This is a genomic window from Hyphomicrobium sp. MC8b (genome assembly GCF_905067615.1).
In the GTDB taxonomy this organism is placed as follows: domain Bacteria; phylum Pseudomonadota; class Alphaproteobacteria; order Rhizobiales; family Hyphomicrobiaceae; genus Hyphomicrobium_B.
Genome location: NZ_LR898465.1, coordinates 917183 through 931657, shown reverse-complemented (window position 1 = coordinate 931657; position 14475 = coordinate 917183). Strand labels below are relative to the sequence as shown.

The 14475-nt window shown below is 57.3% G+C and carries 9 protein-coding genes; 6 read left to right on the top strand and 3 right to left on the bottom strand.

Annotated features, from left to right (window positions below; genetic code table 11):
• Positions 1-5: 5 nt before the first annotated feature.
• Positions 6-431, bottom strand: a complete 426-nt coding sequence (locus ACLB1Z_RS04480) for a MerR family transcriptional regulator (protein WP_409562228.1) — start codon at positions 429-431, stop codon at positions 6-8.
• Positions 432-526: 95 nt separating this feature from the next.
• On the opposite strand from ACLB1Z_RS04480, the gene ACLB1Z_RS04475 reads away from it, so the two are divergent.
• From ACLB1Z_RS04475 to ACLB1Z_RS04450, 6 genes are all read left to right on the top strand, one after another.
• Positions 527-1222, top strand: a complete 696-nt coding sequence (locus ACLB1Z_RS04475) for a ZIP family metal transporter (protein WP_409562227.1) — start codon at positions 527-529, stop codon at positions 1220-1222.
• Between the two features lie 1258 nt (positions 1223-2480).
• Positions 2481-3773 (top strand): efflux RND transporter periplasmic adaptor subunit, encoded by a 1293-nt coding sequence (locus tag ACLB1Z_RS04470; protein ID WP_409562226.1) that lies wholly within the window; start codon positions 2481-2483, stop codon positions 3771-3773.
• A 13-nt stretch (positions 3774-3786) separates the two neighbouring features.
• Complete coding sequence (locus tag ACLB1Z_RS04465) at positions 3787-7074, top strand: efflux RND transporter permease subunit (RefSeq protein ID WP_409562225.1); 3288 nt, start codon at positions 3787-3789, stop codon at positions 7072-7074.
• A 1314-nt stretch (positions 7075-8388) separates the two neighbouring features.
• Complete coding sequence (locus ACLB1Z_RS04460; RefSeq protein ID WP_409562224.1) at positions 8389-9747, top strand: MFS transporter; 1359 nt, start codon at positions 8389-8391, stop codon at positions 9745-9747.
• Positions 9731-11377 (top strand): tryptophan halogenase family protein, encoded by a 1647-nt coding sequence (locus tag ACLB1Z_RS04455; RefSeq protein WP_409562223.1) that lies wholly within the window; start codon positions 9731-9733, stop codon positions 11375-11377. Before ACLB1Z_RS04460 ends, ACLB1Z_RS04455 begins: the two co-directional genes overlap by 17 nt.
• A 427-nt stretch (positions 11378-11804) precedes the next feature.
• A complete protein-coding gene (locus ACLB1Z_RS04450) occupies positions 11805-12062 on the top strand; it encodes an AAA-associated domain-containing protein (RefSeq protein WP_409562222.1) in 258 nt (85 codons plus the stop codon).
• 6 nt (positions 12063-12068) lie between these two features.
• Here ACLB1Z_RS04450 and ACLB1Z_RS04445 read toward each other — a convergent pair whose 3' ends face one another.
• Both ACLB1Z_RS04445 and ACLB1Z_RS04440 read right to left on the bottom strand, forming a co-directional pair.
• Positions 12069-13034 (bottom strand): cation diffusion facilitator family transporter, encoded by a 966-nt coding sequence (locus tag ACLB1Z_RS04445; protein ID WP_409562221.1) that lies wholly within the window; start codon positions 13032-13034, stop codon positions 12069-12071.
• A 91-nt stretch (positions 13035-13125) separates the two neighbouring features.
• Positions 13126-14475 (bottom strand): cation diffusion facilitator family transporter, encoded by a 1350-nt coding sequence (locus tag ACLB1Z_RS04440; RefSeq protein ID WP_409562220.1) that lies wholly within the window; start codon positions 14473-14475, stop codon positions 13126-13128.

Here is a 14475-nt window from a genome sequence, read left to right as displayed (position 1 = left end):
ACAATTCAGACATGAGTTTCGTGCATACATTTGGCGTGATCCGCCAGCACTTCGATGACCCGACACTGGCTGACGTGGCCGTGACTACAGCCGTCAATCATCCGTTTCAACTCCCTCTGCAGTGCCCTGAGGCTCTTCAGACGAAGTTCCACTTCGCTTAATCTTGCGCGCGCTATCGTGTCGGCGGAATCGCACGATTGCTTGGGATTGTCCTGAAGCCTGAGCAACGTGCGGATGGCATCAAGTTCAAAACCCAGTTCACGGCAATGTCTGATAAACGCGAGCCGGTGCAGGTCATCCTCCACAAAAAGGCGCCGATTGGCCTCGGTTCGCGCCGGACGCGGCAGAAGACCTATTTCCTCATAAAAACGGATGGTGGGTACTTTGACTCCACTGAGCTTGGCGGCTTCCCCAATCGACACCTCATTCATTTTGATTGCTCCTCTAGTCACTAGAGAATGTACGAACGATGGGACCCCAGTCAAGACTCGGCTCGGAGATCATCCGAAACTGAAGGCAAATCATAATGTCCATTGCTCATTGGCTGCTTATTTCGCTTATCCCGGTGTCTGCGACCGTGATTGGATGTCTCGTTGCCGCCCGATACCAGCCCGGTCCCTTGATCTCGAGTGCGATCCAACATTTTGCAGCCGGCGTCGTCTTTGCGGCAGCGGCGGGAGAGGTTTTGCCTGAGCTAAAGCATGGATCGTCGGTGTGGTCGATTGCGATTGGGGGTGGAATCGGCATCGCAACCATGTTGACCCTCGAACAAGTGGGTAAGCGCGTGAGCGGAACGGCGGGTGTTGTCGCACTCGTCGCTCTGGATCTCTTTATCGACGGCTTGGTTTTGGGCCTTGGCTTTGCAGGAAGCGCGAAAGCGGGCATTTTGCTCACCTTCGCGCTGACACTCGAGGTTCTTTTTCTCGGCTTGTCTCTGTCGCTCAAACTCAGAGAGAACAACTTCAAGCCGACTGCCATCGTCGCGATGGTTGCGGCGATCTGCATATTGCTGCCTCTTGGCACGCTTTCCGCGGGCCTCGCCACTCAACTGCCCACGATCATCCTGAGCGGCTTTTTCGCTTTCGCACTGGTGTCTTTGCTTTATCTGGTAACGGAAGAGCTGCTCGTGGAAGCCCATGAAAGCGGTGACGCGCCGTGGGTCGCCGCCATGTTTTTCGTGGGCTTTCTTCTGTTGCTCATTCTCGATGCGCTCATTGCATAAAACGAAAATTATCTTTGGCACGAGCGGGCGTTTATATGGCGGCCCCAGTTGCCTGGGCCGCTATTCGTACCGTTGACGCTTTTGGTGCCGGAGCGCCTCAAACGGGTCCACGCGCTGATGCGTATTCAAAATCTGCGAAGTATTCGGGGTGGTTCACGCTGGCTTCTATTGTCAAGCCCGTTATCGACGAACTTATTGTCTGGGGTACGTAGAGACTGCTCTCGAACTCCGTGGTTATGGCGATGCGGGACATCCCGCAAGGAATAAATATGGCAGAGATTCGAGGACCCTCGGAAGACCCTCCGGCGTTGCGCAGCCTTGAAATTCGGACCTTTGAGCGATGTGTAACACCAAGACCGCGATTACGTGTCACTTTGCGATGCCCAATGAACATCCGGGTGATTTTTGTCGCCGATGCCCTCGTATGCTTGCAACGCGCTTCAACATCGACCACACGATCTTCGAGATAGACGTCGGGTAGAGTGCCGACTGCGAGATAGAATCCGACGACGTGATTTGAACCCATCTGTTCGAATAGATTTGCTCAAATCCAAATCATTGACAATTGAAGTCAATTAATTGACTTTCGCCGTCAATTTCGTCGCGACGCAATAGTGTCCGAAAATAAACAATTCCTGCGGCAAATTCCGCGGCGGCCGATTTCCAGCAATTGGCAGTCGCCTATCGACTTGACTTCGCCACTTTCACAAACCATTTTCGCGACCATGATCGGTTCGGCGAAAAACAATCGTGGGGATGCAGCTGACGCAATCGCGTCTTGGCTCATGCCCTCGCTTGTCTCTCGCACAAATCGGTTTTTAAAGGCGCTCCTCGTCGCGTTCCTTGTGTTTTCCGGCATGCCGGTCGCGACGTCACATGCGCAGTCGCATTTTTCGACGGGCGGACAAGCGCACATTGCCTTAGTCAGCCAAAGCGATGCGCAGGACGACTCCGATGCAGGCGGCACGCTGTTCAATGGTCTTGAGCATCACGTGTGCAGCTGCCCTTGCGTCCAACCAGTCCCAACCAGATCCCACTACATTTCCGCGTTCCTTGAGGGTTCGCGCGTGAATTATCCGGCTTACTTGGACACTCTCGGGGATTCCTTGGAGCCAGATCCTATTCACGAGCCACCTCGGTCCATCGCAGGCGCATAATCGCTCGTGCGGGCGTGATAACTGCAGCGCGGCGTACCTCTTCCATCGTCTTTAAAACCTGAAGCTTTGAACGCACGCTTTCGTCAAGCGCCGCGGTCAGCATGGATTATATTGTCATGAAGCGACTTGGTCTTGTCGCCGGCTGCCTACTCGTGGGCACGTTTGCGGGTGCGTACTTTTTTCATACAGAGCGTTTTGCGGTGACATTTCGAGATCTCATCGGTCTCGAATCTCAAGCAGAATCTGCACATGCCGCGAAAGACTCGGATCAGGGGCATGAGGGCGAATCGCCGAAACCAACGGGCCACTCCGGTCCGGAAGGCGGCAATGAGAATGAGCAGCTGGCTATCGCAGCTGACCAGATCGCGCAATCCAACATTGCTGTTCGACCCGCTGAAGCCGGCGTGTTGCGTTCACGCCTACGCGTTCCCGGCACGATCATCCCCGATCGCAACCGCGTGGGCCGCGTACCGTCTAAAGTCGTCGGTACCGTCGCGGAGTTGAGAAAGGGACTTGGCGATCCGGTCCAAGCGGGCGAGGTCATCGCCCTCCTCGATAGCCGCGAGGTTGCGGACGCGAAGAGTGAATACATCGCAGCGATTGTGAATTTCAAGCTTCAGGAAACCTTGTTCCAGCGTGAGAAAACCCTTTGGGAGAAGCAGGTCTCCTCTGAACAGCGCCTCCTTCGCGCCGACGCTACCTATCGGGAGGCGCAAGTCCGACGGGACGTGGCGAAACAAAAGCTCTCCGCGCTTGGAGTCAGTGAAGACGCGATCACGAAGCTTGCGGATGCGACTGACGAGCCTAAAGGCCTTGAGCGCTACGAGATCAAAGCGCCAATCGGAGGCCGCGTGGTCGAGCAACTTGTCGACGTCGGCACACCGATGGGCGGAGAAGGGCAAGCGCACGAACTCTACGCCATCGCGGATCTCAGCAAGGTCTGGGTCGAGTTGACCGTTTCGCCGCAGGATCTTCCCTTGATCAAGGAAGGCCAGCAGCTGACCTTGGAGGGTGCTGATAAGGCGCGCGGCACGATCATTTTCACCAGTCCGGTTCTCAATCAGGACACCCGCTCGGCACGAGTAATCGCTTCGGTCGACAATCGCGACGGCGCGTGGCGCCCAGGCTCCTTCGTTACGGCCGATATTGCCGTGTCCGAAGCGATGGCGGATCTCGTCATCCCGAAAGCCGCACTTCAGACGATTGAAGGCAAATCCCGCGTGTTTGTCCGCACGTCTGCCGGATTTGAGTCACGCGAAGTCTCGGTCGGCAAGGATGATGGAAGCTCGGTTGAGATTCTCTCAGGCCTCTCGGCGGGCGAGCCGATCGCCGTCGCCAACACTTTCTTGCTCAAGGCCGAGCTTGGAAAATCAGAAGCAGAACACGGCCATTGATTAGGACACTCAGATGATCGCTCGACTGCTCTCATTTTCTGTTCATCAGCGCTGGCTCATAGTCTTGCTGACGGCGTTGACGGCGGCGTACGGAGTTTATTCACTCGATAAACTTCCGATCGACGCCGTACCCGACATCACCAATAACCAAGTCCAGATCAACACAATCGCCGCTTCTCTGTCGCCCGTCGACATCGAGAAACAGATCACATTTCCGATAGAGACTGCGCTCGCGGGAATCTCAGGTCTTGAATATACGCGGTCCCTCTCCCGCAACGGCTTCTCCCAAGTAACGGCCGTATTCTCGGAGAAAACGGACATTTACTTTGCCCGCCAACAGGTCGGTGAGCGTCTAAGGGAGGCAGAAAAAAACCTTCCCGACGACACCAAGCCGAAGCTCGGTCCCATCTCAACCGGCCTTGGCGAGATCTACATGTGGACCGTGCAGTTTGCGCCCCCGGCGACTTCGCAAATTCAAGAGGGCAAAGCGGGTCCCCAGAGTGACGGTAGCTATGTCACCCCCGAAGGCCAGCGGCTAACAACAGAAGTCGAGCGGACGGCCTATCTCAGAACCATCCAGGATTGGATCATCAAACCTCAGATGATCACCGTGCCTGGTATCGCGGGAATTGATGTCATCGGAGGCTTAGAAAAGCAGTACGTGGTGCAGCCCGATCCGGCTCGCCTTACTGCTCTTAGGCTGTCGTTCTCTGATATCGCGCTTGCGCTCAGTCAAAACAACGTCAACAGGGGCGCGGGATACGTTGAGCGCAATGGCGAAGGCTTTGCCGTGCTCAGTACGGGCCGACTTGCGACGTCCGAGCAAATCGCGAACGTGGTGATCACGACACGCGGCGGGGTCGCCATCCGCGTCAAGGATGTCGCCGCGGTGGGCATCGGGAAAGAGATCAGGACGGGAAGCGCCAGCGAAAATGGCCGGGAAGTGGTCGTCGGAACAGCGCTTATGGTAATCGGCGGAAACAGCCGCACGGTGGCCGCCGCGATTGACGCCAAAATGCAAGAGGTACGTCGAAGCCTGCCGCCCGGAATAGAGGTGCAAACGGTTCTCAACCGCACCCAATTGGTCGACGCCACGGTTGCAACGGTGAGCAAGAATCTCGCTGAGGGTGCGCTTCTTGTCATCGTCGTCCTCTTCCTAATGCTCGGAAACTTCCGAGCCGCCTTGATTACGGCGCTGGTTATTCCGCTCGCGATGCTGCTGACAATGACGGGAATGGTTCAAGCGAAGATCAGTGCAAATCTTATGAGCCTGGGCGCTCTTGATTTTGGTCTGATCGTCGACGGTGCGGTGATTATCGCGGAGAACACGCTTCGAAGAATAGCGGAGCATCAGCACGAACTAGGGCGCAAGCTGGCCCTTGAAGAGCGTTTGGAAGTAGTCATTCGGTCCGCCGAGGAAATGATCAAACCTTCGGTCTATGGGCAGGCCATCATCATTCTAGTCTACGTGCCGCTTCTCACGTTCACTGGCGTAGAAGGCAAGATGTTCGAGCCCATGGCTTTGACCGTCATCATCGCCCTCATCGCCGCTTTTGTGCTCTCTATGACCTTTGTTCCGGCAGCCATTGCGATCGCTCTTTCCAAGAGCGTTGAGGAGAAGGAAAACTTTCTCGTCCGAATTCTCCGCCGCGCTTACGAACCGTTACTCCGTGGGGCCCTGCTTAAACCGGTGTATTACATTCTTGGAGCGGTCGCGCTGCTGGTGGTTGCTGGCTCGCTTTTTTCTCGGCTTGGAGAAGAGTTCATTCCGACGCTCGACGAGAAAAACCTCTCTATGCAGGCAATCCGTATTCCGAGCACGTCGCTCTCGCAATCTCAGCAGATGCAGATTGAGCTGGAGAAAGTTGTCAGCAAATTTTCCGAAGTCGCGTTCATCTATTCGAAGACGGGCACGGCAGAAGTTGCCTCCGATCCGATGCCGCCCAACGCATCTGATACCTTCATCATTCTAAAACCGACGGAAGCGTGGCCGGATCCAAATTTAGGGAAGGACGGGCTCGTAGCGAAAATTCAGGCTGCCATAGAAAAGCAGCCGGGCAACAATCTCGTTTTCTCGCAGCCAATCCAGATGCGGTTCAACGAGCTCCTCGCCGGTGCTCGAGGCGACCTCGCTGTGAAAGTCTTCGGCGATGATTTTGAGCCGATGCTTCAAACCGCAAATCGAGTTGCTTCAATCTTACGAAGGACGGAGGGCGCCACCGATATTAGCGTGGAGCAGGCTTCGGGGCTCCCTTTCCTTTCAATTACTATCAACCAGGACGAAATCGCGCGGCTCGGACTTAGTGTAATGGCCGTCCAGGACGTAATCGGCGCGGCGATTGGTGGCAAAGAGGCTGGCGTGGTATTTGAGGGCGACCGCCGCTATCCCATCATCGTGCGCTTGCCAGATAGCATGCGCGAGGATCTTGAAAAGCTTAAGCACTTGCCCGTGTCATTACCTGCCGACGGCAATGGCAAAACTGCCTCCGTCCTGCTTGAGCAGGTGGCAAGTTTCGACTTCACCGAAGGGCCCAATCAGATCAGCCGTGAGAACGGCAAAAGGCGTGTTGTCGTCACGGCCAACATTCGCGGGCGCGATATCGCATCAGTGGTTGCGGAAGCTCAAAGCAAGGTTGCCAGTCAAATCAAACTGCCGTCCGGGTATTATATTTCGTGGGGCGGACAGTTTGAAAACTTGGCGGCGGCACAGCAGCGCATGATGCTGGTCGTTCCGGCATGCTTCTTCCTGATTTTCTTGCTGCTTTATTCGGCGCTCGGATCTCCGCGGGACGCGCTGCTCGTCTTTTCCGCCATTCCGCTCGCCCTTACGGGCGGCATCATTGCCTTGTGGCTTCGCGGTATGCCTTTCTCTGTGTCAGCCGCGGTTGGCTTCATCGCGCTCTCAGGCGTTGCTGTCTTAAACGGCCTTGTGATGATGACGAGCATCAACCAACTCGTGGACGAAGGGATTGAGCGAGCGAATGCGATATATGCGGGAGCGGTTACGCGCCTTCGTCCAGTTGTCATGACGGCATTGGTGGCATCGCTCGGGTTTGTTCCGATGGCGCTGTCTACCGGGACCGGCGCCGAGGTACAAAAGCCGCTCGCGACAGTGGTAATTGGCGGCCTCGTAAGCGCGACGATCCTGACCCTTCTGGTTCTTCCCGCTCTTTGCGCGAGCTTCGGAGGCAAACCAGCAACCGGGTCCGAGCCCGAGGCGGAAACTCCGATCCCGATGCCAGTCAAGCCTGAAGGCAAAGGAGCGTTAGCAGCGCTAACGGCATCCGATGCGACGCTATAGGAGCGACGTAAACATGAAGCGCGCGTTTGAAAGAAACCCGATCGTTATGCGGCTTACCGCGATATTCGTGCTGGCAATCTTTTTGCCGGCTGCCGCGATCGCAGCTCCTCTGCGTTACTGCGTGGGTCAAAACGGGCATCGCGCGATCGAACTTTGGCATGCGAAGGATCTTCACCAAGCGAAGATGCATGCGAGTATCCGTGTCCCCGCGCCCCAAAGGTCGCCTGCCGCCGTTCACTATCCGATGCGCAAGTGCGTGGACAAAATCCTCCTGCCTATCGTTGCGAAATCCGATGCGCGCTTCCTCGCGGCCGCGGGCCAAGATCCCACTGTAGAATCGGTCGACGGACTTCGCCTCGCGTCTCGCGCGAAGCGACTTACGAACGTCAAACTGCATGTCGAGTATCCTACCGCGCGTCAGTCCGATCCGCGTCTCCGGATGCTCAAAACAGTCGTGTTGCTGAACTAGGGGACAGAGAAGCCTCAAGGCTTCGATTGCGGAAGAAGCGCTTCAGTCACTTGCGCCCCGGCTTCGGAGCTGCCGCCTCCAGTTTTTTACAGTCTGAGAACTGAACGGGTGCACCTCGTGCGCGCGACGCCGAAGGTTTGCCAAAATCAACAAAAGGACCATTGAAAATGATCACCTCAAGGCAAATCAAATTCTCGAGTTTCATATTCGGGATGATTGCTTCTGTTGTCGGTATAATCGCCGATAGCCAGTCATTCGCAGCGGACAACACGGAGACAACAAGCCCGCCAGTAACCTACGGTCCGCTTGTGGTCGCAGACGCGCATTCATACCGGCATTGCCACAATCTTTCGAAGAGAACGTACTGCCACAAGGCGGATCGTCTCCCTCAGAATTGGCCGCCGAACAGCAATACTCCTCATCGGTCGGGATCCGAGAGCGGTGTTGGGAAGGATTGCCTGCCCCTCTCCCGGCGATGCCCCAGTAACACCCGCTACGGAAAAGGATGACCCGTCGAATTCCGCTGGGGCGCCTCGCCCCAGCGGAAATTGAATTTGTTCGCTCAGACAAGAGTGCGCCGGATGTCAGAGAAAGACAGCGGAGTAAGTTTCGAAAACCCGATCGCGTTTTGGATCGGCGTTGTTGCTGTAACCGCGGGCGTTATCGCCCATATCCCTATGTATCTGATGGGCCGCGAAATGGGATACCGCCTGGCTGGAATGCCCATGGATTCGACAATGATCGTTGGCATGTGTGCCATCGTCTTCGGACTTCTCGCAAGCCTCTACGGCTTGGTTCCCCGGTCGGCAAATGCACTCGCAAAGCGCGTGTCGCAACTCGAGGTCGTGACCCTCGACGACGCGAAGCTAACCCCGGCGCACCTCGGGTTGATGGTCACGATGGCGTTCTCGGTCACCATAGACGTGATGAAGCCGACGACCCTCGCTTTCGTGATGCCGGGAATGGCGTTGGAATACGACTTGTGGTCTCCCTTAAATCCTCGCGGAACAATTCCGGTATCATTGGTCGCGCTTTTTGCGATCGTTGGCACAGTGATCGGCTCGTTTCTTTGGGGTTGGCTGGGCGATCGGATCGGGCGGCGCGCTTCAATCCTGTTTGCCGGTCTTGGATTCATCGCGACATCGATATGCGGAGCAATGCCGAGTTTCAGCTGGAACTTAGCTATGTGCTTCCTGATGGGGATTAGCGTCGGAGGAATGCTTCCGATTTGTTATACGCTTCTCGCAGAGACGATGCCCGCGCGATATCGTGGAATGCTCATGGTCTTGATCGGCGCCGATGTTGCCGGTGCCTACGTGATTACGAGCTGGCTGTCAGCCGCGCTTGTACCAACCTACGGCTGGCGAGTTCTATGGCTAATCGGCTTGCCGACGGGGCTGGCGCTGATTGCGCTTAACAGATGCATTCCTGAGTCCCCCCGCTTTCTGATCGCCATAGGGAAGGACGAGGAAGCGAAAGCAGTAATGGCGCGTTATGGCGCAAGGATAACCGAAACTCCCGTTAAACTCGCACAAGCTGGTGCAGGGTCTTGGCTGAGGTTGGTCAGTGGTCCCTTCCTAAGACATTCATTGGTCATAAGTTGGATTGGCTTCGCTACAGGACTGGTCCTGTTCGGGCTTAATCTTTGGATGCCAACGAACCTTCGTCAGGTGGGTTTTTCAGACGCCGATTCCATCCTTCGGGATGCGGCGCTTATGGGCCTTCCTTCGACTTTTGTCGTTGCCTGGCTTTATGGATCCTGGAGCAGCCGCAAGACGATCGCGTTGCTAACAATCATTACCATGGCTGCGCTGTTCGCATTGATCGTAGCCGCCAGCTCCTTCGCGGACAACAGATCCTTCATCTCGGTGCTGATGATTATCCCGGTCTGCGGCATCAGCTCGTTATCGGCCGTCGTGTCCGTCTACGCATCAGAGGTCTTTCCGACTCAGATGCGCGCCAGGGGAGGTGGTCTGGCTGCCGGATCAGCAAAGCTTGGCGGTGTGATTGTCATCGCTATCGTCAGTAGTGGTCTGACACCACCGTCTACGCAGTTCATTGCGTTCATCGGCGCTGCATCGATGGCGCTGGCGTCGATCCTCGCACTCACAAGCTTGATCGAAACGAGGGGGCGGGGACTAGAGCGGCTTGAAACGACCGAACGTCTGCAATCGAAAGGGGGGGTATATGGGAAAGCCGATTAAGAACATCACCATCGTAGGAGGCGGCACAGCCGGTTGGCTCGCGGCTGCTTTCTTAAATCGTTATTGCACAGCGGAAGACCCGCGCAAGAGCATCAATATCACGCTCGTAGAGTCGCCCGACATTCCCATTGTCGGCGTCGGAGAGGCGAGCCTGCCAGGAATGGTGGTCCTCTTACACCAGTTGGGCATCACGGAGTCGGAATTTTTCGAGTCGACGGATGCGACCTTCAAAGTTGCTGCGCATTTCGTGAACTGGAACCACGACAAGAACGGCAATGCAATCGAGTATTTGAATATCTTAAATGCGCCGCCGATCTTAGAAGGCCACGCGCTTGCCGACTATTTTGTCAGCTTCGATCCATCGCGAGGAGACTCTCATGCAGGCATGTCCTATGTGAAATCGTTTTCTCCAGTGGTGCCCATTGTCACGGGAAATCTATCCCCCCGAAATCCGGAAGATCCAGAATTTAGCGGTGAAATCGGCTACACCTATCACTTCGACGCCACTAAGTTGGCCGCGTTTTTGCGAAACATCGCAACCCGTCGCGGCGTAAAGCACATCGTCGACAACGTAGATTCGGTTACCCTAGACGAGCGCGGCTTCGTTGCGAGCTTGCAACTTCGTGAGCACGACGAACACAAAGTTGATTTCATCATCGATTGTACGGGTTTTAGAGGATCCATCCTTCAGCGGACTTTAGGCGAGCCGTTCGAGTCTTACTCGGATTACCTTTTGAACGATCGCGCAGCGGTCATCCAAATTCCTCTAAAAGACCCCTTGAACATTCCTCCGGTGACTCGCGCAACCGCATTTTCCGCAGGCTGGAACTTCAATATTCCGCTCACCACACGCGTGGGCACCGGATACGTCTTCTCAAGCCAGTTCATTTCGGACGATGACGCCATTCAAGAGCTGCTTAGGGCATATGACGTGCGAGACGGAGAACCGCGTATTATACCGATCCGCACCGGCCGGGTTCGGAATGCCTGGGTGAAAAATTGCGTGGGCCTCGGTCTCGCTGGCGGGTTTATCGAACCTCTAGAAGCCACCGCGATTTTCATGACCGACTTGGCGGTTCGTTGGCTCCGCCGCTTTTTTCCCACGACCGATTTCGAGCCAGCTCTCATTAGTGCCTACAATCGCCACGTGCATCGGTTGTACGATGAAGTTCGCGACTTAGTGCAGCTTCACTATCATCTCAACAACCGTCAGGACTCTGCATACTGGCGGGCAGCCCGCGAGGGCGTGCAGCTTTCAGATCGTCTGCGAGATAATCTGCAAATATGGCGTTCGAGGACGCCCGAGGACATGGATCTCGAGAGCACTTTTCTCTTCGGAGCCCCTGTCTACGCACTCCTGTTAATCGCCAAGGGCTTTTACGCGGAAGCGCATCTGGCCAACGCTCCCTTTCTGAACCGCAGTGTGTACGACAGATACCGGCAGGCTATGCGGACAGCTCGTGCACGCCAATTAAAGAACCTCGTGCCGCAAGGCGAATTCTTGAGAAACGGCGGTGCTTTGTTGCGGCCGAAGACAACGGCTCACGTTTCCCCACCGTTTGGCGGATTCGCTCAACCCAGCACGAAAATCAAGTTACCTCCGTTTCCTCTGAAGCCAACAAAAAACTGACTCGCGACCGGTGCACCAGGATGAGCAGAACACATAATTTATCCCCCAATACGCGCCGGCCACATTCAAAGGCGCAAGAGCTTTCCGCTATCGAGGCGGAGATCTTTGCGCGATGGGTGTCTCGCGTCGACGATGCAAGGAAATTGGTGGCAGACCAAATCGTATACTCGGTCAAAGCGAAGTGGGGAACAGCGGTAGCGCTCGAGGCCGCGACTGGAATTTGCCCGACGGAAATATCGCGCATTCGTCACGGAAAATTTGACCGGTTTTCGCTGGAGCGATTGGTGCGTTTGCTGTGTATCGTCGAGCCGAACGTGGAGGTTCTACTAAAAGTGAAGATCGTCCCCAAAGGCGAAAAATGAGCTCTGCAATGCGTCGACTTTTACTCTACATCATGGGGTGAGCGGTCCGTCGGGTGGCTGCCTCAGTGTTTGGCACTTCCGGCACCGGGACCCGTCAGCACCTCATCACGCATGTCCCGAACATCGGGCACATCCGCCGCGTGCTCGACGAACGGCCCGCCCGCCGCGCGCCGGACTCGCGCTTCCAGGACGAGCCTGAGAACTACATCGACGAGGATTCCGCCAAATCCACGCTCCGCAACATCGTATCCCTCGCGCGCTGCGGGGAGATGTTCGACTTCGATAGCGAGAGCAACACCTTCAGGCTCGACAACCCGGCATAAGGGGCGTCACACAACGTCGTCGGGCTCCAATGCACAGTCGGGTGTCTCCGAGACCTCGATCTGGAAGGTGGCGTGGGCGATCTTGAACCTGTCCTTCAGCATTTCCGAGGTGCCGGATAGAAAGGCATCGCCCGGATGCCCTTTGGGCATGACGAGGTGACACGTGAGCGCGGTCTTCGTCGTGCTCATCGCCCAGATGTGAAGGTCGTGGAGCCGGGTCACGCCGGGGAGGGTCTCCAGCGATTTTCTGACCGCGGCCGTGTCGATGCCGGGCGGGACAGCCTGCATCGCCATCACCACCGAATCCCTGAGAAGGCTCCATGTGCTCCAGACAATCAGCCCGGCGATCACGAGGCTCACCAAGGGGTCGAGCGTGAGCCAGCCGGTGTAGAGCGTCACCGCGCCCGCCAGGACGACGCCGAACGAGATCGCCGCGTCTCCGGCCATATGCAGGAAGGCTGCCCTGACGTTGATGTCGTCGTTGCGGCCGGAGGTGAAAAGCCACGCCGTGAAGCCGTTCCCCAAAATGCCGATGGCGGCGACAATCATCACCGTCATTCCTGAAACCGGCTCGGGTGAATGCAGCCGCTGGATCGCCTCCCAGGCGATGGCGCCGGTCGCGACCAGCAGCAGGATGGCGTTCGCCAACGCCGCGAGGATGGAGGAGGCGCCCATCCCATAGGTGAAGCGCGCGGTGGGCTTCTTCTTCACCAGCGCGCTCGCCCCCCACGCCAAGAGGAGCCCGAAGACGTCGCTCAAGTTGTGTCCCGCGTCGGCCAACAGGGCCATGGAGTTGGACAGCACGCCGAACACCGCCTCCAGCACGACGATGCCGACATTCAGCGACGTCCCGACCGCGAAGGCCCAGCCGAAATCCTTGGGCGCATGCGCGTGGGCATGGCCCGGACCGTGATCATGGCCGTGGTCGTGCTTATGACCGTTGTGGTTATCATGATCGTGGTCGTGCGCCATCGGCATTGCTTCTCGTTGTTGTCATCGGGGGCCGCAGGGCGACCCGTGCCCACGCTACGTCCTCCAGTGACTGGAGGAGCAAGCGCTTTGTCTAATGCCCGTGGGGCTCTTCCATTTGAAATTCTATGATTTCTAATTGGTCGCCGGCACGCAGGTTGAGCGTGGCATCAAATGAATGCGGCTCCGCCGGCGCTGCGTTGCTGACGTAGCGATGGGGCTCGTCGCGCATCGGCGCGCAATCAAGATGCTCGTCACTCGACGGGCGCCGGATGTTGACTGCGACTTTCAAGCCCGCAGGATAGTGGGTGAATGTCACCCGCATGCGCTCGCCCTCGGGCGTATCGATGATTTCCACCAAGCCCCCCGCCAGCTTGCCCTCAAAGGGAAACGGCGCCGGGGCATGATGATCGTGATGACCGGCGTGCTCTTGCGGTGCGCCTGAAACGGCCTCATCCGAAGCATGGACGCGGACATTGGCGACGGCCAGCGCGGGGATGTGCGCGAACAGCTCGTTCTTGAGGGCCATGCTGATCTTGTCTGCATCGGCCAAGGTCGCTGCAGCATTGGCCAACACCGCCGTGTCGACGTGGAGCTTGTGGCCAAGCCAGCGCGCTTTGACGTCGGCGACTTTGGTGATGCCTTTGACGTGCTCCGATGCGTGGCGCACCTCGGCAACAAGACCGGGCTCGACGCCATCCAGCATGCGGGTCAGCACGGACCAGGCGGATTGCCAGACGATGAGAAAGATGGCCGCCGTGATGAGGAGGCCGATGATGGGGTCGGCCAGCGGAAACCCGAGCCACACGCCGATTGCGCCGACGACCACCGCGAGGCTGGTGAGCCCGTCGGTGCGGGCATGATAGCCGTCGGCGATCAGCGCCGCGCTGTTGATCTCGCGGCCCACGCGGATGCGGAACACCGCCACCGCCTCGTTGCCGATGAAGCCGATGAGCCCGGCAAGCGCGACCCACCCCAAGGCGCCGATGGCTTGCGGGTGCAGGATGCGCTCGATTGCTTGATACCCGGCAACCAGCGCGCTGAACAGGATGATGGCGACGATGGTAATGCCGGCCAGGTCCTCGACGCGCCCGAGACCGTAAGTGAAGGTGTCGGTCGGCTTGCGGCGGGCGAGCCGGAAGGCGATCCACAGCGGGATGGCGGTTGTGGCGTCGGCGAAGTTATGGATGGTGTCGGCCAGCAGCGCGACGCTGCCGGAGATGAGCACCACCCCGACCTGGAACGACGCCGTGATCGCCAACAGTATGAAGGACCACTTGATGGCCCAAATGCCCCGGTCCGTCGTGGCGATGGAAGCGTCGATGACGCCATGGCTGTGGCCGTGCCCTTCGCCGTCGCTATGGCTATGCCCGTGACCAACGAGCGACTTCTCGTGGAAGAAGCCGAACCAATCCAACACGTCCGTGAATTTCAACTTCATCAT

Coding starts and splice junctions, on each gene's coding strand:
- ACLB1Z_RS04470 (WP_409562226.1), top strand. CDS start 2,481: ATGGATTATATTGTCATGAAGCGACTTGGTCTTGTCGCCGGCTGCCTA.
- ACLB1Z_RS04480 (WP_409562228.1), bottom strand. CDS start 431: ATGAATGAGGTGTCGATTGGGGAAGCCGCCAAGCTCAGTGGAGTCAAA.
- ACLB1Z_RS04465 (WP_409562225.1), top strand. CDS start 3,787: ATGATCGCTCGACTGCTCTCATTTTCTGTTCATCAGCGCTGGCTCATA.
- ACLB1Z_RS04475 (WP_409562227.1), top strand. CDS start 527: ATGTCCATTGCTCATTGGCTGCTTATTTCGCTTATCCCGGTGTCTGCG.
- ACLB1Z_RS04440 (WP_409562220.1), bottom strand. CDS start 14,475: ATGATGAAGTTGAAATTCACGGACGTGTTGGATTGGTTCGGCTTCTTC.
- ACLB1Z_RS04445 (WP_409562221.1), bottom strand. CDS start 13,034: ATGGCGCACGACCACGATCATGATAACCACAACGGTCATAAGCACGAC.
- ACLB1Z_RS04455 (WP_409562223.1), top strand. CDS start 9,731: ATGGGAAAGCCGATTAAGAACATCACCATCGTAGGAGGCGGCACAGCC.